The 20,430-nt window shown below is 70.5% G+C and carries 22 protein-coding genes and 1 pseudogene; 12 read left to right on the top strand and 11 right to left on the bottom strand.

The features are described from left to right. Positions 1-19: 19 nt before the first annotated feature. Together KI385_RS44895 and KI385_RS44465 are read right to left on the bottom strand one after the other, a co-directional pair. Positions 20-346 carry a hypothetical protein gene (locus tag KI385_RS44895; RefSeq protein ID WP_483439806.1) on the bottom strand — a complete coding sequence of 109 codons (327 nt, stop codon included), beginning with the start codon at positions 344-346 and terminating at the stop codon, positions 20-22. 172 nt (positions 347-518) lie between these two features. Beyond that, positions 519-1,052 (bottom strand): P-type ATPase actuator domain-containing protein, encoded by a 534-nt coding sequence (locus tag KI385_RS44465; protein ID WP_281066783.1) that lies wholly within the window; start codon positions 1,050-1,052, stop codon positions 519-521. A gap of 392 nt (positions 1,053-1,444) precedes the next feature. Between KI385_RS44465 and KI385_RS03170 the strand changes: the two genes are divergently transcribed. After that, entirely contained in the window at positions 1,445-2,296 is an 852-nt protein-coding gene (locus KI385_RS03170; RefSeq protein WP_238570698.1) for a universal stress protein, read from the top strand. A gap of 19 nt (positions 2,297-2,315) precedes the next feature. On the opposite strand, the gene KI385_RS03175 is transcribed toward KI385_RS03170, so the two are convergent. Next, a complete protein-coding gene (locus KI385_RS03175) occupies positions 2,316-3,203 on the bottom strand; it encodes a universal stress protein (protein ID WP_238570699.1) in 888 nt (295 codons plus the stop codon). A gap of 679 nt (positions 3,204-3,882) precedes the next feature. Here KI385_RS03175 and KI385_RS03180 point away from each other — a divergent pair. The 9 genes from KI385_RS03180 (at position 3,883) to KI385_RS03220 (ending at position 11,629) form a co-directional block, all read left to right on the top strand. Continuing rightward, positions 3,883-4,803, top strand: a complete 921-nt coding sequence (locus tag KI385_RS03180; protein ID WP_238570700.1) for a V-type ATPase subunit — start codon at positions 3,883-3,885, stop codon at positions 4,801-4,803. 19 nt (positions 4,804-4,822) lie between these two features. Continuing rightward, positions 4,823-6,196 (top strand): V-type ATPase 116kDa subunit family protein, encoded by a 1,374-nt coding sequence (locus KI385_RS03185; protein WP_238577547.1) that lies wholly within the window; start codon positions 4,823-4,825, stop codon positions 6,194-6,196. 32 nt (positions 6,197-6,228) lie between these two features. Continuing rightward, entirely contained in the window at positions 6,229-6,612 is a 384-nt protein-coding gene (locus KI385_RS03190; protein WP_238570701.1) for an ATP synthase subunit C, read from the top strand. A 2-nt stretch (positions 6,613-6,614) separates the two neighbouring features. Beyond that, positions 6,615-6,836 carry a hypothetical protein gene (locus tag KI385_RS03195; RefSeq protein WP_238570702.1) on the top strand — a complete coding sequence of 74 codons (222 nt, stop codon included), beginning with the start codon at positions 6,615-6,617 and terminating at the stop codon, positions 6,834-6,836. After that, positions 6,833-7,357, top strand: coding sequence for a V-type ATP synthase subunit E (locus KI385_RS03200; RefSeq protein ID WP_238570703.1), 525 nt, complete (start codon positions 6,833-6,835; stop codon positions 7,355-7,357). The genes KI385_RS03195 and KI385_RS03200 overlap by 4 nt, the downstream gene beginning before the upstream one ends. After that, complete coding sequence (locus KI385_RS03205; protein WP_238570704.1) at positions 7,345-9,102, top strand: V-type ATP synthase subunit A; 1,758 nt, start codon at positions 7,345-7,347, stop codon at positions 9,100-9,102. The genes KI385_RS03200 and KI385_RS03205 overlap by 13 nt, the downstream gene beginning before the upstream one ends. Continuing rightward, positions 9,099-10,511 carry a V-type ATP synthase subunit B gene (locus tag KI385_RS03210; protein WP_238570705.1) on the top strand — a complete coding sequence of 471 codons (1,413 nt, stop codon included), beginning with the start codon at positions 9,099-9,101 and terminating at the stop codon, positions 10,509-10,511. The genes KI385_RS03205 and KI385_RS03210 overlap by 4 nt, the downstream gene beginning before the upstream one ends. A 44-nt stretch (positions 10,512-10,555) precedes the next feature. Further along, the gene (locus KI385_RS03215) at positions 10,556-11,131 is read left to right on the top strand and encodes a V-type ATP synthase subunit D (protein ID WP_238570706.1); all 576 of its coding nucleotides are present in this window, start codon (positions 10,556-10,558) and stop codon (positions 11,129-11,131) included. 351 nt (positions 11,132-11,482) lie between these two features. Continuing rightward, a complete protein-coding gene (locus tag KI385_RS03220) occupies positions 11,483-11,629 on the top strand; it encodes a hypothetical protein (protein WP_238570707.1) in 147 nt (48 codons plus the stop codon). Positions 11,630-11,651: 22 nt separating this feature from the next. Here KI385_RS03220 and KI385_RS03225 read toward each other — a convergent pair whose 3' ends face one another. The 7 genes from KI385_RS03225 to KI385_RS03255 form a co-directional block, all read right to left on the bottom strand. Then, positions 11,652-12,527: a universal stress protein gene (locus KI385_RS03225; RefSeq protein WP_238570708.1), complete on the bottom strand. Its 876-nt coding sequence runs from the start codon at positions 12,525-12,527 to the stop codon at positions 11,652-11,654. After that, entirely contained in the window at positions 12,524-13,192 is a 669-nt protein-coding gene (locus tag KI385_RS03230) for a CBS domain-containing protein (RefSeq protein ID WP_238570709.1), read from the bottom strand. The genes KI385_RS03225 and KI385_RS03230 overlap by 4 nt, the downstream gene beginning before the upstream one ends. Positions 13,193-13,337: 145 nt before the next feature. Further along, positions 13,338-14,708 carry a Ni/Fe hydrogenase subunit alpha gene (locus tag KI385_RS03235; protein WP_238570710.1) on the bottom strand — a complete coding sequence of 457 codons (1,371 nt, stop codon included), beginning with the start codon at positions 14,706-14,708 and terminating at the stop codon, positions 13,338-13,340. Next, positions 14,705-15,493, bottom strand: coding sequence for an NADH-quinone oxidoreductase subunit B family protein (locus KI385_RS03240; protein ID WP_238570711.1), 789 nt, complete (start codon positions 15,491-15,493; stop codon positions 14,705-14,707). Before KI385_RS03240 ends, KI385_RS03235 begins: the two co-directional genes overlap by 4 nt. 1 nt (position 15,494) lies before the next feature. Next, a complete protein-coding gene (locus tag KI385_RS03245; protein WP_238570712.1) occupies positions 15,495-16,319 on the bottom strand; it encodes an FAD/NAD(P)-binding protein in 825 nt (274 codons plus the stop codon). Further along, complete coding sequence (locus tag KI385_RS03250) at positions 16,316-16,801, bottom strand: cyclic nucleotide-binding domain-containing protein (RefSeq protein ID WP_238570713.1); 486 nt, start codon at positions 16,799-16,801, stop codon at positions 16,316-16,318. The genes KI385_RS03245 and KI385_RS03250 overlap by 4 nt, the downstream gene beginning before the upstream one ends. Continuing rightward, the gene (locus tag KI385_RS03255; RefSeq protein WP_238570714.1) at positions 16,798-17,925 is read right to left on the bottom strand and encodes a 4Fe-4S dicluster domain-containing protein; all 1,128 of its coding nucleotides are present in this window, start codon (positions 17,923-17,925) and stop codon (positions 16,798-16,800) included. The genes KI385_RS03250 and KI385_RS03255 overlap by 4 nt, the downstream gene beginning before the upstream one ends. Before the next feature lie 183 nt (positions 17,926-18,108). On the opposite strand from KI385_RS03255, the gene KI385_RS03260 reads away from it, so the two are divergent. After that, positions 18,109-18,615, top strand: coding sequence for a hydrogenase maturation protease (locus tag KI385_RS03260; protein WP_238570715.1), 507 nt, complete (start codon positions 18,109-18,111; stop codon positions 18,613-18,615). 229 nt (positions 18,616-18,844) lie between these two features. Continuing rightward, positions 18,845-19,161: pseudogene (locus KI385_RS03265) on the top strand (DUF1876 domain-containing protein). A gap of 53 nt (positions 19,162-19,214) precedes the next feature. On the opposite strand, the gene KI385_RS03270 reads toward KI385_RS03265, so the two are convergent. After that, positions 19,215-20,096: a universal stress protein gene (locus tag KI385_RS03270; protein ID WP_238570716.1), complete on the bottom strand. Its 882-nt coding sequence runs from the start codon at positions 20,094-20,096 to the stop codon at positions 19,215-19,217. Between the last annotated feature and the right edge of the window lie 334 nt (positions 20,097-20,430).

A 20,430-nucleotide genomic window follows, 5' to 3' on the forward strand; every position in this document is an offset into this window, starting at 1 on the left:
CCGGCCAGGCCCAGGAAGGTCAGCCCGGACTCGGCTTCCTGGCGCCCTGGTTGCGGTACGGACCCGCCACGGCCAGGACACGCAGTCCTTGGGAAGCGAGTTCGTCGTTGGCCGCATCGACCGTCTTCCGGGCGGTTTCGTCGAGCGGCCGACTGCGTCCCTGCCAGGCGATGTCGGTGCACCCTGCGAGGACCGCTTGTGGTGTCCCCCAGAACCCACCAGTGCCCGCGCCCCTGCGGGCCGGAGAAGCCGCGCGTTGCTGCGCAGGACGGCGCTGAGCAGCAGCTGCCGCACCCGGCGGGATCGTGAACGTCTCCGGCAGGGGCGTACCCCACGCCCGAGACAACGTGTGTCCTGCCTCCGTCCCAGATCCGCGGGACGGTCAATCTCCGCTTGGGTGAGCGTGCCCGTCTTGTCGGTGCACACCACGGTGGTCGACCCGAGCGCCTCGACCGCGAGCAGCTTCTTCACCAAGGCGTGGCTCCGTGCCATGCGCGTACGCCGATCGCCAACGACACCTACAAGGTGGCAGGTAGACCTTCTGGAACGAGCGCGACCATCACTCCAAGTGCGAAGACGAAGGAGGGCACGAGCCCTTCCCCGGCGGGCAGGCGTACCGCGAACAGCAGACCACCGATCGCGATGGCCGTCCCCGCCACTCGGTGGGCCATCGCGGCAACCTGGTGTTGCAAGGGGGCTTCTGCCTCGGGGCGACTGCGGCCAGTTTGAAGATGCGACCGAACTCGGTGCCGGTTCCGGTCGCGAACGTCACGGCGCGGGCGCTCCCGGAGATGCCATCGGTGCCCATGAAGACGCGATTGCGGTCCTGGAGCACCAGGCCCGCATCCACCGCCTCCGCACTGCGGGGCCACGGGGGCGCTCTCGCCCGTCAGCGCCGCGTTGTTCACGGTGACGTCATGAGCCTCGACCAAGCGGCAGTCAGCGGGCACGGCGTCCCCCGCTTCCCACAGCACCACGTCACCGGGAACAAGGCCCACCACCGGGATGTCGCTCGCCTCCCCGCCCCGCAGTACGCGGCATCGGTGCGGCACCAGTACCTACAGGGAATCGGAAGTGCGTTCGGGCAGGCGGCAATTGCTGGACGTCGCCAAGTTCGGTGGCCGACCCGCCGGAGCCAGTGGTCTTGTCACTGGGGGCGCGCCCGTATGCGAACCGACATGGCCGCCTGCGCCTCCTCGCTACCGATGTCCTCGCCCCTACAGACTCACCTGAAGCAAGGCGGGAAGGCGATGGGCCGAAGGACCCCGAATGCAGATCGCCACATCGGGGCCTCCTGTGGCGAGCACGACACCGAGAGCAGCACCCTGAGCACGCCACATGGCCCCCGGTAGGGCCCGCTCGGCCCATGGTTTGCTTCTGGGCTGCGGCGATGCTGGAAGCGAGGAAGCTTGAATCCGTAGCGCCGGTTGCGCGGAGGTAGGTCATGGGCGGGTCTGTTGTCGTAGGGCTGGACGGCGCCGGAAACAGCGTGCCGGCAGTGCGCTGGGGCGCCGAGGAGGCAGCGGCCCGAGGCCTCCCGCTTCACCTTCTGCATTCCTGGGTCTCGCAGCCGCTGAACCTCCCCATCGCCCAGGAAGCCGCCAACAAGAAGCGTTACGGAGCCGAGGTGCTCGAATCAGCCGAAGCGATGGCGCTTGAGCTGCACCCCGGCATTTCCGTGACGGCCGAACAGGTCTCGGAGCAAGCGGTCGACGCACTGGTGGACCGTAGTAGGCAGGCCACGATGATGGTGCTCGGATCGCGCGGGCACGGCGCGATCGCCGGCTTCCTGCTCGGCTCGGTCAGCCTGCACGTTCTCGGACGCGCGCAGTGCCCGGTGGTCACCGTCCGCGAGGAGGAAGCCACCACCTACGGCAGACCCGAGGTCGTGGTCGGTGTCCAGGAGGCCGGGACACAAGGTGAGGCAGTGCTGGATTTCGCGTTCTCTGCCGCCGAGGCCCACCACACGAGCGTGCGCGCCTGGGAACCCGCCACGGTCACAGACTTCGTGCCCACCGCCCCCGCCCACCCACCGAACGACGAGGAGCTCGCGGCCGGAGAGGAGAAGAAGCTTGCCGGCATCCTGGCACCCTGGCGGGCGAAGTTCCCCGATGTCGACGTCATCGCACACGTACAGCGCGGCAGAATCGCACCCGTACTGCTGGGAACCTGCTCACAGGCGAGGTTGCTGGTCGTCGGGCGCCGCATGCACAGAACACCCATGCTCCTCGGCCCTGTCGTCTTCGCCGCCCTGCACCATTCCTTCTGCCCCGTGGCGGTCGTTCCGCGCATCTGAGAATTCACCACCAGCGCGGCTAGGGGCGCCCGTCCGACGGGGGAACGGTGACGACCGGGCACTGCGCGTGGTGCAGCGCTCCCTGGCTCACCGATCCGAGGAGCATGCCGGCGAATCCACCCACCCCCCGGGTTCCGGTCACCAGTGCGAGGGCGTGCCGTGACTCCCGGACAAGGACTTCCACCGGGTGACCGGTCATCACCTCATGGTGCAGATCGACGTCCGGATGGTTCTCTTTCCGTCCGGCGACCGCTTCGTACAGCGTCTCCCGGCACTCACCGAGAACCGCCTCCTCGTCCAGCACACCGAGCAGCGGCCGTTGCCACACCGACACCGCGCGCAGCCGGGCGCGGCGCAGCGCCGCCTCCTCGAACGCGAAGTCCACCGCGGCCTGCGAGGTCGGGCTGCCGTCGACACCGACGACGAGAAACGGGTCTGCTTCGAGAGCATGCTCCCATTCCCGTACGACCACCACGGGACACCGGGCGTGAGCCGTCACGGGAAGCGCCACGGCAGTGGAGGTGAAGAGCTCCTGCCGGGCTGAGAGATAGCGGGTCCCGAGCACGATCATTGCCGCTTCCGCGCCCTGCTCGCGCAGGACCCAGGAGGGCTCGCCCTCGGCCAGCAGGCCGCTGACACGCAGGTCAGGATGGCGTGACTCGGCGAAGGAGAGGGCCTCGGCAAGCGTGTTCTCCGCCGTTTTGTGCACGATGCCGCGCCACTCCTGCCAGGACGGCAGGTGCCCTTCAGCACCGGTCGGCGTGGGCATTCCCTGTGCGTGCACCACCACGAGCGACAAGCGCCGGCGAGCCGCCTCGTCCGCGGCCCAGGCCAGAGGTAGTCGGTGATGAGCGTGGGATTCGATGCCGACGACGATGGGGCGGCCGCCTCTGGAAGGTGTCGTCATGTGCGCTACCGCAGCCTTCCCGGCATTGCAGCGAGGACTTGCCGGACCAGCGTCCGGCAAGTCGATCGCATGCGCCGCTCGTTGCTTCGGCGTTGGGCCGGGCAGCGCTCCGACCGCTGCCGCTGGCCCTATGGCAGCAGCTTACCTGGGGGCGACATATACCGCTTTCTATGGAAACTGGAAGCAAGGCCAGCACACAGGGAGGAGTGCTCATGGCCGGTCTACGTGATCTCCTGATGCGCTTCCGTCCTGTCAGCACACCGGGACCGGCGGCGACCGGCGTACCTGCCGACCGCACCGCGGAGTTGGCGGCTGAGCTGACACCCGCCCTCGCCCTCCTGGACCGGACCGCCGAACAAGCCGGAGCCGTACGTGATGCGGCGCGGCACGAGGCCGAGCGGATCCGAAGGGATGCCGCACAACAAGCCGAACAGCTCATGGCGGAGGTAGCCGACCGCTGCGACAGCGTACGAACGCGAGCCGCCGCTCACCGGCGCGAAGTCGGCCGACGCGAAGCTGCGGCGATCCGTACGGCCGGGCAACGAGAAGCAGCCGCACTGAGACATCGGGCCGCGTCACGCATGCCGGCTGTGGAGGATCAGGTGATCTCGGAGGTGCGTCGTCAGCTGGGGCTCCCCGACCGACAGCCCCGCCCGCCCGGCAGTACGGAAGGAGGCTCATGGGCACCGCGTGGGTAGCAGGGGTGACCAGGGCCCGGGGCATGCTGGTCCGGCGTCTGGGCATACCCGGCGCCCGCCACATCGCGGCCGCCGCGACGCTGGAAGACGCACTGCGGGGGCTGGGCACCACCCCGTACAGCCGGCAACTGAATCCCGACACCTCCCTGCCGGCGGCGCAACGAGCGGTCACGGCCACCTTGCTCTGGCATCTGCGGGTGCTCGCCGGCTGGCTTCCGCGGCGCGGGGTGGAGTGCCTCCGCTTGCTGGCGTCCGGCTTCGAGATCGCCAACATCGAGACGCATTCGCGCCGGCTGGCCGGGGGCGGCGAGGAGCCGCCGCCCTATGCGCTGGGAGCACTCGCCACTGTATGGGGCAGGGTCACCCGCGCGACGGAGCCGGAGGGGTTGCGTGCCGCTCTCACCGCCTCCCCATGGCGCGATCCCGGCGGTACCGCAGCCACGATGGCCGTCACCCTGCGGCTCACCGCCGCCGCCCGTATCGCCGCTCGGATACCACCCGCAGCACGCTGGTCGGCGGGCCGTGCCGCCCTCCTCGTCGCCAGAGAACGGTTCGTACACGACCGGCCGCTGCCCGCCACCGCCGACGGCCCGGCGGCCGGTGTCCTGGGGACCGCCGCCCGTGCCCCCACCTACCGCGATTACCGCCGCCGTCTGCCGGCGTCGGCCGGCTGGGCACTGCACGGCATCGATGACCCGGCCGACCTGTGGCAGGCGGAAGGCCGATGGTGGCGGGACATCGAGCAGGACGGGCTGCGCATGGCGCGCCGTGCACGGTACGACATGGTTCCCGTCGTGGGAGCTGTCGCGGTGCTCTCCACGGACGCCTGGCGGACGCGCGCCGTGCTGGAACTCGCCGCCGACGACACCGCTCCGCCGGAGGGCTTCGATGCACTGGTCTGAGCAGCTTTCACCGGTCCCCATGCAGCGCGTGGCGCTCGTGACGCCGCACGCGGCCCTGCGGGAATCCCTGGTGTGCATCGCCGACGTCGGCTGCATCGACCTCGACAGGGTGGGCGGCCCCGGGCAGGCCGAAGGCGCGCCGACGGCAGACCGCACACGGGGGCTGCGCGAGGCTCCGGCCCAACCGGCGCTCTCCGCCGCCCGCCCTGATCTGCAGGCCCTGGAACGTGTCGGAGACGCCGACCTGCTGGCCGGGGAGGCACAGCTGGCGGAACGTCTGAACGACGCGGTGCACCGCGGGACCGTCGCCGCCCTTGCCGGATGGTGCCCGGCCACCGAGGTGGCACAGGTGAATGCACGCCTGGCCGGCCTCGGCAGCGTACTGGTGCCGCTGCGGGCTCCACGGGGCATCGACCCGCCGACCGCGCTGCGCACCACCGGGCCGGTCCGCAGATCTTTCACCTCTCTGGTGACCACGTACGGGACCCCGCCCTACGCCGACCTCGACCCCACCTGGGCCGCCGCGGCTCTGTACGCCGTGATGTTCGGCATGATGTTCGGCGACGTCGGGCACGGTGCGCTGCTGCTGCTCGGCGCGCTGGGCCTGTACTTTCGCCGTCCCCGCCGTTTCGCCCGCTGGCACGATGCGTGGCCCTTCGCCGCGGCGGCCGCGGCGACGAGCATGGTGGCCGGGCTCGCCTACGGAGAGTTCTTCGGGCCGACCGGTGTGCTGCCTGTCCTGTGGCTGGAGCCGCTGCGCCAACCTGAGCGACTGCTGCTGACGGCGGTGGGTGTCGGTGCCGTTCTCCTCCTCCTCGCGTATGTGGCGGGGGCCGTCAACCGGTGGCGGGAGGGCGGCTTTCCCGGTGCGCTGTACGCCCTCTCCGGCATCGCCGGAGGAACCGCCTTCCTGGGGCTGTCCGGGCTGGCAACAGGTGCCGCCCTGCACCTGACCTGGCTCCTGTTGGCCGGATCCGTGCTTGCCGTCGCCGGTGTCGCCCTCGCTGCGGTCGGCACCTACACCAGCACAGCGCGCGGCATCGCCGGCCTGCTTCAGACCACTGTGCAGCTCTTCGACGGCGTCATCCGCATCGCCTCGAACGGGGTGTCCTTCGCCCGCCTCGCGGCCTTCGGGCTCACGCACGCGGCACTCAGCCAGGTCGTCTGGAGCGGCACGCTGGGGCTGAGCCATCACGGCCCCGTCGGGGTAGTGGGTGCCGTGGCCCTCTTCCTGGTGGGCAATGCGCTCGTCTTCCTGCTGGAGGCGCTGGTGGCCGGCGTGCAGGCGCTGCGCCTGGAGTACTTCGAACTCTTCTCCCGGGTCTACGACGGCCAAGGCCGCCCCTTCCGCCCGTGGCACGTTCCGGTCCGCCGTTCGGAGGTCGCGTTGTGATCACTTGGCTCCTCACTCTCCCCGTCATCGCTGTGGTCTTCTGCGCCGGCCGCGCGGTTTCCCGCCGAAGCGGCAAGAGCGCTTTGCGCTACACCGTCGGTGCGAACCTGGTGCTCCTGGCGGGAGCCTTGGCTCTGCTGATCGTGGCCTTGAGCGGAGGTGCCGCACAGGCCACGCCGACAGCCGCGGCCGACCCGGCCGGCACAAACTCCGCAGCGTTGATCGGAGCCGCCATCGCGGTTGCCGGTGCCTCGATCGGGGCAGCCATCGCCGTCGCCTACACCGGTGCCGCGGCACTGGCCGCGCTGAGCGAACGCCCGGAACTCTTCGGCCGCGCCATGGTGATCGTCGGTCTCGCGGAGGGCATTGCAATCTACGGCCTGGTCGTCGCCGTGCTGCTGATCGGCAAGGCCTGAACATGGGCACCGTCGTCGCCATAGGAGAAGGGGTGAAGACCTCCGGGTTTGCCCTTGCGGGCGTGATCGTGCGGCCTGCCGAAGCACCCGACAGTGTCCGTGCCGTCTGGCAGGAGCTCCCCGGTGACGTCGCCCTGGTGATCCTCACGCCGGCCGCCGCCGTGGCCTTGGGCCCCGGTGCGCTCAACGCGCCGCAGCCACTGACGGTGGTGATGCCCCCGTGACCGCAGCCCCGACCGTCCCGACCGACCCACTCGGCCCCGTTCGGGCCGCGTTGCTGCACGCCACCCGGGAGGAGGCCGACCAGCTCATCGCCGACGCCCGCCGCGACACCGTGGCGGTGATCGCCGGAGCACGCGCGCAGTCCGAGGCACTCCTCCGCGAGGCCCGCCTCCAGGGCGAGGCCGAAGGTGCACACGATGCGGAAGCCGCCCTGGCCCAGGCACGCCGCGAAGCCCGCAGCGAGCTCCTCCAGGCCAAGGCGCAGGCGTGCGATGACCTGCACCGGCGGGTTGTCGAACACGTTCGAGACTGCCGATGGGAGGAGACGTACCCGGCCGTTCGCGACCGGCTGGCCCAACGTGCCCGCCGCACCCTGGGCTCCGGCACCACCGTCACCGATCACCCACACGGCGGCGTGATCGGGACGGCTCCCGGCCGCACCACCGACCTGAGCCTCGACGCCATGGCCGCCCGGGCGCTGGACTGCGCCGGGGCGGAGATCGAGTCCCTGTGGAAGACCTGACCGCCACGGGGCGCAGCGCCACCCGGTCTCGGTCCAGCCGCATCCTGCGGGTGGCCGGACCTCTCGTCGAGCTGGAGTACGCGGGCGATGTCGCCATGAACGACATGGTTCTGCTCGGCGCGGTACAACTGCCCGCCGAAGTCGTCGCGATCACCTCGTCCCGCGTCACGGTCCAGGCCTACGAATACACCGGTGGTCTGGCACCGGGACACCACGCCCGCTCACTGGGTGTTCCGGTGTCCGCGCAGTTGTCTCCCGCACTGTTGGGCGGTGTGTATGACGGGCTGCTGCGCCCTCTGTCGGCCGCCGGGGACTGGCTCTCACCAGGGACGCGTGGGGAAGCCGAGCCGCGCCGCACCTGGCTGTTCAGCCCGTCCGTCCCCCACGGCCGGCACGTGACGGAAGGGAGCATCGTAGGGGAAGTAGCCACCGAGGGGCGCTTGCGGCCCCGCGTCCTCGTACCGCCCGGATGCTCGGGCGAAGTCGAGTTCGTAGCCGCCGAAGGGGAGCATCCCGAGGACGCAGTGCTCGCCGTCGTCGGCGGCGTCGAGATCCGGGCCGGGACCGGCTGGCCCGTACGCCGTCCACGTCCGGTCCGCGAGCGGGTCCCCGCCCGGGCTCCACTGGCCACCGGGCAACGGGTGATCGACCTGCTCTTTCCCGTGGCGCGCGGCAGCACCGTCGCTGTGCCCGGGGGTTTCGGCACGGGCAAGACCGTACTGCTGCAGCAGATCGCCAAGTGGTGCGACGCCGATGTCATCGTCTACATCGGCTGTGGGGAACGCGGCAACGAAATGGCCGATGTCATCACGGATTTCTCCGCCCTGAGCGACCCACGGACCGGAGGGCGCCTCGCCGACCGCACCGTAATCATCGCCAACACCTCCAACATGCCGATGATGGCCCGCGAGGCCAGCGTCTACACCGGTGTCACCGTCGCCGAGTACTTCCGGGACATGGGGTACGACGTCGTGGTCATCGCCGACTCCACGTCCCGATGGGCCGAGGCCCTCAGGGAGTTCGCCTCCCGTACCGGTGCGCTCCCCGCGGAAGAGGGCTATCCGGCCGGTCTTGCGTCCGCCCTCGCGGCGTTCTACGAGCGGGCCGCGGCGGTGACGACGCTGGGGGCGGGGCCCGGTTCGGTGACGGTCATCGGTGCCGTCTCCCCGCCCGGCGGCGATATGGCCGAGCCGGTCACCTCACACACCGAACGGTTCGTGCGCGGCCTGTGGACACTGGACCGGGACCTGGCCTACGCCCGCCACTACCCGGCACTTTCATGGTCGCGCTCCTTCTCCCGTGACGCCGACATCCTCGCCGGCGGCCCTGCCGCGGGAGCCGAGCAGGAAGCGGCCGGCCGGCGCGCCGCCGTGGCCGGTCTGCTGGCGGAGGCCGACCGCCTGGCGGACCTGGTCGATCTGGTCGGCATCACCGCGCTGCCCGCGCACGAGCGCATCAGCGTCCTCGCCGGCCGTCTGGTCCGGGAGGCCGTCCTGCAACAGAGCGCCCTCTCCCCCACCGACGCCCACAGCACTCCGGCCAAGACGGCTGCGCTCGTCGACGCCGTGCTCGCCGTCGTCGAACGGTGCCGCGCCCTCGTCACCTCCGGGGTCCCGCCCGAAAGCGTCGAACAAACGGACTTCACCGCCCTCCTCAGAGCCCGCGAAGAGGCCGGGCCGGATGACACCACCGTGGTGGAGGCCAGTCGTGACGCGGTCCTCGGCGTGCTGGAAGATCTGCCGTGACTACCGGTCCCGAGCCCGTCGAGTACACCACGGTGCGGGAGTTGCGCGGGCCCCTCGTCGTCGTCGCGGGGGTCACCGGGGTCGGCTGGGACGAGTTCGCCACGATCACCCTCGGCTCGGGGGAGCGCCGGCATGCCGTGGTGCTGGAGGTGAAGGACGATCTCGCCGTGGTCGAGGTGCTGGAGAACACCAGCGGCATGGACCCGGCCGCGCTGCGGGTCGCCTTCAGCGGGTCCCCGCTGAGGATTCCCGTCGGGGAGGGCTGGCTGGGCCGGACGTGCGACGGCAAGGGCACCCCGCTCGACGGCGGACCACCCGTCTTCGGGGCCGCCAAGGCACCGGTGGAGGGGGTGGCGATCAATCCGGTGCGCCGACAGCCGCCCGCCGAGCCGGTGCTCACGGGCGTCGCCGCCGTCGATGCGCTCACCACGCTGGTACGCGGACAGAAGTTGCCGATCTTCTCCGTGGCGGGGCTCCCCCATCTGGAACTGGCTGTGCAGATCGCGGCTCAGGCCACGACCGCGGGCGAGCGATTCAGCGTCGTTTTCGCGGGCATGGGTCTCACCCACGCGGACGCCTTCTTCGTCAGCGACGCGCTGGAGGAACGCTCGGCAGCCGGTGAACTCTCCCTGCTGCTCAACACCGCGGACGATCCGGTGATCGAACGCATCCTCACACCGCGCCTGGCACTCACCGTCGCCGAACATCTCGCCTTCACCGGAGGCAGGCACGTATTGGTGATCATGACGGATATGACGGCCTACGCCGAGGCCCTGCGCGAGGTGTCCGCCGCCCGCGGTGAGATTCCGGCCCGCCGCGCCTACCCCGGATACCTCTACAGCGACTTGGCCTCCCTGTACGAGCGGTGCGGGCGCATCATCGACCGACCCGGCTCGGTCACGGTGCTGCCCGTCCTCACCATGCCCGCGGGCGACATCACCCACCCGGTACCCGACCTGACCGGTTACATCACCGAAGGCCAGGTCGTGCTCTCCCCGCGGGTCCATGCCCAGGGCGTCTACCCCCCTGTGGACGCCCTGTCCTCGCTCTCCCGGCTGATGCGCAAAGGCGCCGGCCCCGGCAGGACCCGCCCCGACCACCTGGACGTGGCGGCGCAACTCCTCGCCGCGCTCGCCCGCGCCCGGCAGGCCGGTGAACTCGCCGATCTCGCCGGAGAATCCGCCCTGAGCCCGGCCGACCGCCACTACCTCGCCATGTATCCGGCCTTCCTGCACAGCTTTCTGCACCAAGGGCGTAACGAGAGACTGACTCTGGACGAGTCCCTGGAGCGAGCCTGGCAGGTCCTGCTGACACTGCCGCGCAGCGAACTGGGCATGCTTCCGGCCGCGTTGCTCGATGCGCGTCTCCCGAGCGAAGTCATCGCCCCGAAGAGCGAGGCCGCGCCGTGACACCGGCCTCTCCTCCGCCCGTCGGCCGTGCGGCTCGATTGCGGTTGCGCCACAGCCTCCAGGTCGCCACGCGTGGCGCCGACCTGCTCGACCGGCAGCTGCACCTCCTGCAGAGCGAACTGGACCGCAGACGGCAGGCCGAGGCAACCGCCCGTGCCGCCTGGGAGGCGCGCGTGCGCGAGGCACGGATTTGGCTGCGGTGCGGACTGCTGCTCGGTGGTGAGAGCGCCCTGCGGACCGCCTCGCGGGTATCGGCAGCCGACGTCGCCGTGGAGTGGAGCGATTCCCTCGGCGTACGGCACCCGGACGGGGCAGCCTTCTCCGCGGGCACCGGAGCCGCATCCGACGCGGCCCCCGGCAATACGGCACTGGTCCACGCGCGGACTGCGTACTGCGCGGCCGTCGCAGCAGCCGCCGAGTACGCTGCCGCCGCGGCCGCCTCCCGCATGGTCGAAGCGCATGTGCGCAGCACACGGTTGCGGGTCAGAGCACTGCGTCGGCTGCGGATTCCCCGCCTGCAGCAGGACCTCGCCGCCGTCGAGCTCGCTCTGGAGCAGTCGGAGCACGAGGACGCGGTCCGTCGGCGCTGGGCGGCGAAAGGCGCCGGGTCAGGCCGGTAGGAAGTGGGGCCTCCGAGGCTACGGGCGGCCTACTGGCCCCGGTTCCGGGCCCTTTGGCCCCATGCGTTCCGGGCCACCCTTCAGGGACCGTGGAAGCAGGCCCCGCGCCGGAAGGAGCCGCCATGACCTGGGAGACGATCTGTAAGGATGTCACCGCGGCGCGCGTCGCCCCGAATCTCACCGACTACGACCGGGCACGGGCCGAATTCACCTGGTCACAGGCGAGGGAAGCCCTGGCAGGGCTTCCCGGCGGCGGGCTGAACATGGCGTACGAGGCCGTCGACCGGCACACTTCCGTGCAAGGCGAGAAACACGCTGCGGCCCGACAGCACGTTCCGGGACGCTCTCGAAATGGACTCACTGGACTTCCTCAGCTTTGTCGAGATCCTCAGCGGGCGCACGGGAATCCGAATCGACGACGAGGACACCCCGCGCCTGACCACTCTGGACGGCTGTACGCGATTCCTGGTCGAACGCGCTCAGGACGTACCCCTCTGAACGGTGGTTCACCACACGGTAGTCACCCCGATGCGGCCTCCCCCGGGACAACGACGAGGGATCCGGGCGCCATGTGCGAGAGGGTGCGGCTGGTCGAACCGAGCACCATGCCGCGGAACCCGCCCACCCCGCGTGTCCCCACCACCAGGCAGCGCGCGTCCGCGGCCGCCTCGGCCAACTTGACCGCCGGGTTTCCGACCATCACCTGCTCTCGCACCATGACCTGCGGGTACTTTTCCCGCCAACCGGCGAGCGCCTCGGAGACGTCGATGGCAGACTCCTCCAGGTCCTCAGGCCAATCGCCGTGGCGTGGGCGGCGTACCTGCACCGCCAACAGGTCCGCGTCCCACGCGGCGGCCTCCACGAAGGCGAACGACACCGCAGGCGCCGAGGCCGCGGAACCGTCCACCCCCACCATGACAGGCCCGAGCGGGTCGCCGTGTGCCGGCTCCATGACGAGCACGACCGGACACAGAGGGTGCCCGACGAGAGCCGGCCCGACACCGCCGAATGTGACGACCTCGCCCGGCCCGGACACCCGATGAACGCCTACCACCAGCAGGGAAGCTTGCTCGGCCACCTCGCGCAGAACGGACGCCGGGCGGCCGTCGAGCAGTTTCGTGGTGATCTCCAGTCCGGGTACGCGCTGCGCGGCCGACTCCCGGTGCTCGTTCAGGAGTGACTGCCCGCCGGCGCGGAAATGCGATGCCCAGACCTGCTCCGGCGCGTCGTGCCGGTCTTTCGGGGCGGCCCCGGCGGGCCACTCCTGCGCGTGTACCAAGCACAGCGGCCGCCCCCGTCTGGCCGCGGCATCCGCCGCCCAGCTCACCGTACTTCGGGCCGCCGCCGAGCGGGAGACCCCCACTACTACCGGTTTGTGTACGTCGTAGCTGGTCATGCTCCCTCTCCTTCCGGAGGCAGGCCCTGGACAGACCGGGCCGGCTCCGCTGCCTTCCGCCCCTGGGTGGCGGTGTCGTCCTGCAGGAAGGTGAGCCGGTCGTTCACCTCGACCACGCCGTCGACGCTTTCGCACAGCCGCACGGCGATGGGGACCAGGCTCTTGCGCTCCAAGCTGCCGCTGAGCGTCACCGTGCCATGAGCGACATCAACCGTGACGGCGGACGGTGAGACACCCAGCGTGCGGGTCAGCACGTCCTCCAGGATCTCTTCCTGGATCGCCCGGTCGCGCCGCAGGAAGAGCTGCACGAGGTCACGGCGGCTGATCACACCGATGAGACGGCCCGAGTCGTCGACCACGGGCAGCCGTTTGACCTTTTTCTCCTCCATCGTCCTGGCCGCCCGCACCGCGTTCCACTCGGGGTGCGCCACCACAGCGGGGCTGGTCATGATCGCTTCGGCGGTACTCGGTCCGAACTTGTCGGTCTGTCGGCGCAGCAGATCGGCTTCGGAGACGACTCCCACCGGCCGCTCGTCCTCGTCGATGACCGGCACGGCGGTGATGTCGTACTCCTCGAGCAGGTGCGCAATCTCCCTGAACCGGGTGCCCGGCTGGACGACGACGGCGTCGGGTGTCATCAGATCGGCAACGCTGCGATGCCTCATCTCGGGCCGGTCCTTCCGGGATACGCCTGGTCTGGGGTTCTCGGGCTCCCCCGCCGGGAGTCCTGTGCTGACGAGCCTGCCGCTCCCCGGAGCTCCTGGGTAGGGCCGGGTGGGACACCACCGGGCCTGGTGGGCCCGAGCGTCCTCAGTCGCGCGCGATCGTCAGATCGAGGAAGTGGGTGGAGCAGGAGATGCACGGATCATGGTTACGGATCACCCGTTCGCAGAGGGCGGTCAGCTCGGCGTCGGTGGGGTGGGGGCCGGCGCTGAGGCGTTCTTGCACCGTGCGGCGCAGGTCCTGCTCGATCGTGGCCTGGTTCTGGGCGGTGGGCGGGACCAGGGCGGCCTCGGTGACGGTGCCGTCGGCGTCGAGGGTATAGCGGTGGTACAGGAGGCCGCGGGGCGCCTCCGTCGCGCCGTGGCCGGTGCCCGCCCGCGCGGGCACGTCGACGTACGGGCGGGGCGGGGGCTCGTAGGCGTCGATGAGGCGCAGCGCTTCGTCGACCGCGTACAGCACCTCGATGGCGCGGACGATGATGCTGCGGAACGGGTTACGGCACACCGTGCCCTCGCGGGGGTCGCCGAGTCCGGACTCCCATGCGACGCACAGCACGTGGGGTGGCAGCCAGCGGCCGCTCATGGCATAGCGGGCGAGCGTGCCGGTGAGGTGGCGCCGTCCGTCGAGTGTGGAGTGCAGGGCGGTGGAGTGCGGCACCTGGGTCTCGACAACGTGGTCGGGGAAGGCGGGGAGTGGGAAGGTACGGGTGGGCAGGGCGCGGTTGGTGTCCGCGGGCAGTCCTGCAGTGCTCGGGGCGGCCATCGCGGTGGGGGTGCCGGAGTTGATGGCGTAGGTGCCGGGTTCGGTGAGCGCGAGGAGTTCGGTGTCGATCCCGGCGTCGGGGAAGTCGAAGCCCGCGACCCAACGAACGGTCGCCTCCGCATCGTCCCGGGCGCGCTTGAGCCGTTCCGCCAGGGGCCGCAGTTCCGATCTGGTCGGTACGCGGTGGAAGCCGCCGAGGCGAACGTTGATGGGGTGGATGGCGCGGCCGCCGAGCAGCTCCATGATGGCGTTGCCGGCCTGCTTGAGGCTGAGGCCGCGCTCGACGTGGGTGCGGTGGGTGCGGGCGAGGTCGATGACACTGTCGGCGCCGAGGAAGTCGGGGGCGTGCAGCAGGTAGATGTGCAGGGTCTGGCTTTCGATCCATTCGCCGCAGTAGAGGAGCCGACGCAGCGCGGCCAGTTGCCCGTCCACGACGATGCCGCAGGCGTCCTCGACCGCGCGGCAGGCGCTCATCTGGTAGGCGACCGGGCAGATTCCACACACCCGGGAGGTGATGTCGGGCGGCTCGGTGTAGGAGCGTCCGCGTAGGAAGGCCTCGAAGAACCGCGGGGGTTCGTAGATTTTCAGCCGCGCCTCGGCCACCTCTCCGTCGTGAAGTCGCAGATGCAGCGCGCCTTCGCCTTCGACCCGGGCGAGCGAGGACACCCGCAGCACCTTCGCTTCGCGGTGGGTCACCCGGGCAGTTCCTTCCGTGAGGCTGCATCGAATTCCGGCGCGGCGGTGTTAAAGGTACGGAGCACCCGGACCACGTCCAGGGTGTCCATGCCATCGCGGCGCAACAGTGGAATGAAGGAGGGGAAGTTGATCGAGTTCGAGGGGCCGAAGCAGCCGTAACAGCCCCGCCCGTAGGCGGGGCACAGCGCGCCGCACCCGGCGTGGGTGACCGGGCCCAGGCAGGGGGTGCCGTGCGCGACGGTCACACAGGTGGTGCCGCGTCGCTTGCATTCGAAGCACACACTGTGGGCGGGCACATCGGGCGTCCGGCCGGCCAGGTAGGCGGTCATGACCTCGATGAGCTGGCCACGGTCAATGGGGCAGCCGCGCAGTTCGAAGTCGACGGGGACATGGGCGCTGATGGGGGTGGAGGTGGCGAGCGTGTCGATGTAGTCCGGCCGGGCGTAGACCGCGGCCTGGAACTCCGCTACGTCGGCGTAGTTGCGCAGTGCCTGGACCCCGCCCGCGGTGGCGCAGGCACCGATGGTGACCAGGCGGCGGGAGGCGGCACGGATCTGTTGGATCCGCTCGGCGTCCTGTGCCGTGGTGACCGAGCCCTCGACCAGCGAGAGGTCGTACGGGCCGGAACCGGGCGCGCTCGAGGCTTCCAGGAAGTAGGTGATCCCCAGCCGCTCGGCGATACCGAGGAGTTCGTCCTCGCAGTCGAGCAGGGTGAGCTGGCAGCCGTCGCAGGAGGCGAACTTCCACACGGCCAGCTGCGGACGCCGGTCGGAGGTGGACGCCATGTCACAACTCCCTTACGGCGAGGAGTGGTTCGGCCTGCGTCCAGGTGACGACCGGCCCGTCCCGGCACAGCAGCAGCGGGCCGAGCTGGCAGTGGCCGCAGTGACCGGTCCCGCAGTGCATGGTGCGTTCCAGGGAAATCCGGATCCGGTCCGCGGCGAGCCCCCGGTGGGCGAGGTCGCGAGCGGTAGCCCGGATCATCACCTCGGGACCGCAGATGAAGGCCGTCGCATTGGCCGGGTCGAATCGGGCCCGGTCGAGGAGGGCGGTCACCACGCCCACGTCCCCGTGCCATCTGTCGTCGGGGCGGTCGACGGTGACCTGCACGCGGGCGCCGGCCGCCCGCCAGCCATCGATATCCCGCTCGCAGACCAGGTCGCCGGGTGTACGGGCGCCGATGAGGATGTTCAGACGGCCGTACTGTCGGGGCGTGGCCAGCGCGGCGACGACCAGCGGCCGCAGCGGTGCCAGGCCGAGGCCGCCGGCCACGACCACCAGGTCGTGGCCGACGGCGGTGGCGAGGTCCCAGCCGGTGCCGAGTGGCCCGCGTACTCCGACCTCCTCACCTGGTCGCACGCGGTGCAAGGCGCCGGAGATCGCCCCGACCGCGCGGACGGTATGCGTCAACCGGCTCCCGTCGATACCACTCAGCGACAGCGGGATGTCGCCCACACCGAAGGCGTACACCATCGCGAACTGCCCTGGGACAAAAGGCGGCAGCGCCAATGCCACAGGTTCGAGGACGATCTCGGCCGTGTCAGAGGTCTCGTCCGTACGCCCAACCACTCGGTAGGGGAACGGGATCAGGGCAGGGGGAGCGGCCGTCATGGCGCATCACCACCGACTGCCGCGGGCTTGCTGCCGGGCGGGCCGTACAGGTCCAGTAGGCGGGTACGGGCAGCCCGCAGCCGTCGCCCGATCGCCACAGCAGCCACGCACCGGGTCACGGCCAGGCCAAAGGCAGGATCGTCATCAATCGCGGCGCGGACCCGGTGCGCGTCGAACTCGTACGCCTCCACGTCGCGCCTGGTCTGCGCGCCCAGGTGCCATCGGTAGGGCTCGAACAGCCAGGACCAGCCCAGCAGTTCGCCCTCACCGAGGGTCTCGACGACGGTCGCGCCACGTCCCGGCTCGTGCACATCGAGGGCCACCAGCCCGGAGCGGAGGATCCAGAACCGGTCGGCCACACCTCCCTCCTCGAAGATCCGGATGCCCGCGGGGAGGGAGACGTCCCGCGCGAAGCCGAGCAGCCGGTCACGGTGCTGGGGCGACAATGCGCCGAGGATTCCGTGCCCGAGAGGCGCCGTCATGCCCCGCGCTCCTCGTTCAGCGCATGGGCCTCTTCGGTGATGTCGATGCCCACCGGACACCACACGATGCACCGCCCGCAGCCGACGCAGCCCGAGCTGCCGAACTGGTCGTACCAGGTACCGAGTTTGTGGGTGGCCCACTGCCGGTAGCGGCTGTGGCCGGAGGCGCGCACCGGGCCGTCGGGCAGATGGGAGAACTCCAGGTCGAAGCACGATTCCCAGCGCCGCCACCGCTCGGCGTGGTCCCCGGTCAGGTCGGTTACGTCCTCGGCGCTGGTGCAGAAGCAAGTGGGGCACGCCATGGTGCAGTTGCCGCAGGTCAGGCAGCGCGAAGCGACATCGTTCCAGCGCTCGGCGTGCAGGGTGTCGCGCATCAGCAACTGCAGGTCCACGGGCGGCATGCTGCGACCCATCCGGTCGGCCGCCTCGGCGACCCGTTCCCGGGCGGTGGTCTCGGTCGTACCGTCGGTGGGCCTGCGCGGGAGCTCGGCCAGTACGGATGCACCCTCGTCGCTGCCGGCCCGTGCCCAGAAGCGGTGGCCGCCGTCGTCGACGACCTCGGTGAGCGCCAGGTCGTAGCCAGGTTCCGCGGCGGGTCCGGCGCCCATGGACGTGCAGAAGCAGGTGGCTCCTGGCTCCGTGCACTCCACCGCCACCAGGAAGGCCCGTTCGCGACGGGCCCGGTACCGGCTGTCGGTGTGCGGCCCGCCGGACAGCACCTTGTCCTGTACCGCGATGGCCCGCAGATCGCACGGGCGCACCCCGAGGAAGGCGTACGCCGGCGGTGGGGTGTCGTCCGTGGTCACCGTCATCGCGCCGTCGGCCCCGCGGTCAGCGGTCCACTCGCGCTCCCTCTGCGGGTGCAGAAACGTCTTCCACGACTGCGGCCCCGCACTGTGCGCGAAGGCCGCGCCGTCCTCGCGCGGGCGCAGCCGGTAGTGCCCGGCCTCCAGCTCGACGCCCCAGCCATAGGGCAGTTCGTCGCCGTCGGCGATTTCGGCCAGCACGATCGCCCCATCGCGCACGGTCGGCCCGATGACCGTACGGCCCCGCGCGGCCAGGACGCGGATCAGCGCCGCCAGCCCGTCCGTGCCGATCACCGCGGTGCTGCCGTCGCCCGTCATCGCCCACCTTCCAGCCCGATCATGAAAACGCGGCCAGTATGTGCCGCCCTCGTCCGTAGACGTGGGTCGACGGTCCCTGCTGTGGCCCATACGGACCTGCCCCGTGCCCCGGACGGGCCTGGCGGGTACAGCTGCGCTTACAGAAAGCCCGGCACACGGCAGCGCGTGGGAAGGCATCGGGTCATGGACGTTTCTCCTGCCACCACACAGATCGTGGTCATCGGTGTCGGCAACGACTTCCGGCGCGACGACGGCGTGGGCTGGGCGGTCGTGGCCGGCCTCGCGGACCGGGCAGCGCGGCGGCCACTCCCCGACGGCACCAGGCTGACCCGCACCGATGGCGAGCCCACGCGCCTGATCAGCGCCTGGGAAGACGCGCGCCTGGCCATCGTCGTGGACGCCGCACACGCCCATCCTGCCCGCCCCGGCCGCGTGCACCGCCTGCCGCTCGACGGCGGTCCGCCGCGTACGCCTCGCGATACAAACAGCTCGCACGGCTTCGCGCTGGGCGACACCGTCCGGCTCGCCCGCACACTGGATCGACTGCCTGGGCAGCTGCTCGTCTACGCCGTCGAGGCCGCCGACACCAGTCCGGGAACCGGGCTGTCGCCGCAGGTCGCGGCCGCAGTCGGACCGCTCGTCCAGCGGATCCAAGAGGACCTCGTACACCACGCTCGGGCCGATGAGTGATTGCGGCTTCCTGGCATCGGCCACCCTCGGCACACGACTCACGGGCCCTCAACGATTTCTCCCTCAAGGCGGCCGGTCGGGTCCGACCCAAGGAAGTTCAGCCCCTCCCTGTCGGCAGCGGCGTCGTCCCACAGTGAAGGCACCGTATCCATCGGCGGCCCGCAACGGCCCCGGCGCAGCCACTCAACACCGGGGCTCCGTCCACCTGCCCCGACACAGGAGGCAGGTCATGACCAGGACCGGAGAATGGACAGTCCGTCTCTACCTCTTCGAAGAAGACCGGCCGACCAAGGCACGCATGGTGGTCGATACCGGCACCACAGCGCTCACCGGGCACGGCAGGGCCCGGTGCCGGCCGGAGGACGTGGACGTCCCCGAGATCGGCGACGAACTGGCGGCCGCCGGGCGATGAGCGATCTGGCAGCCCAGTTGATGAAAACGGCCTACGACGACTTGGAGGGCGTACGGGCCTCGTCGCGCGGAATCGGGAACCGGAAGCAGCCGACCGGTCAAGCCGACCGACGAGGGCGCACCGCGGCCCGCTGAGCGACTGATCCCGGTCGCCTGTATGTCCGGGCTTGCCGCCGCCAGCCGTTCCCTCAGTCGTGCGGGACCACAGCCACAGGGCAGGTCACGTGGTGGATCGCGGCGTGCGCAACGGGGCCGACGCGCGGCGCGAGGAACGGGCGGTGCCGCCTGCGGCCGACTGCCAGAAGTGCCGCCCCGGGAACTGTCTGCACCATGGCCCGGGTCGGACTTTCCGGCAACACGGTCAGCCGTACCGGCACGTCGGGGAAGCGTTCCCGCCAAGGACGTACGGTCTCCCGCAGCACGTCCTCCGCCTCCTTGGTGACCTCCTCTGCGACTTCCGGCTCGATCCCCCAAGGCACGTAGGCGTGCACAGGGAGCGTACGCCCGTGCACGACCTGCAGCGGAAGTCCACGGCTCGCCGCGGCGTCGAAGGCGAAGGCGAGCAGGGGTTCGCAGGGCCCGTTCAGGCTCACGCCGACGACGACCCGTGGCTCCGGGACCTGTGGCGCAGGCCGCGGTGGTTTTGCACGCCTCTCCCCTCGGACGAGAACGACCGGCCCTTCTGCCCGGCCCACGACGTCCAGGCTGACATCTCCGAGTGCATAGCTCTCCAACGGCGCGAGAGCCCGTGACCCGAGCACGACCATCCGTGACTCGTCCGCCGCGCGCAGCAGTGCCGGCTCGGCCTCGGATCCCACCAGGTCTTCCATGATCTGCAGATGGGGATGGCGTTCACGCACCTCTTGCGCGGCCTGGTGCACGATCTGCCGTGCGCCGACGTTCTGGTCGCGCTCGGGGGGTGTATCCGGCGCCTCGGCAGCCAGCAGGATCCAGGCATGGAGAAGTCGCAGCACTGCATTCCGACGGTCCGCCTCGTCAGCTGCCCATTGTGCAGCCGCCAGACTCTCCGGTGAGCCGTCGAGCCCCACAGTGATCAATTCCGGCTCCATGGCTTTCCTTCTTTCGGGGAACGGAGAAAGGGAAACAGATCTGACCGGGCCAACGAGAGGGCTGTGTACCTGAGAGGAACGGCGGCACGGAGGGTATGGCGCCGACGGTGGAATTCAGAATTCTCCTTGCTTTTCGGATGCTCTGCACGCTCGACACGAATGGTGAGGACGTCGCCCGATATCGAGCCTGCTGGACGCTCCCTCCTCCGATCAATGAGCCGGTGGGCGCGGCCAGGGGGCCGAATGGCCTACTGTTCTCCGGTTCCCCTCACCTCGCTTCGAAGTGCTCGTACGTCCGCGGTAGCTACCGTGGAAGGTGTGGCCGCGCACCGGG

It is taken from the genome of Streptomyces inhibens (genome assembly GCF_022221585.1).
In the GTDB taxonomy this organism is placed as follows: Bacteria; Actinomycetota; Actinomycetes; order Streptomycetales; family Streptomycetaceae; genus Streptomyces; species Streptomyces inhibens.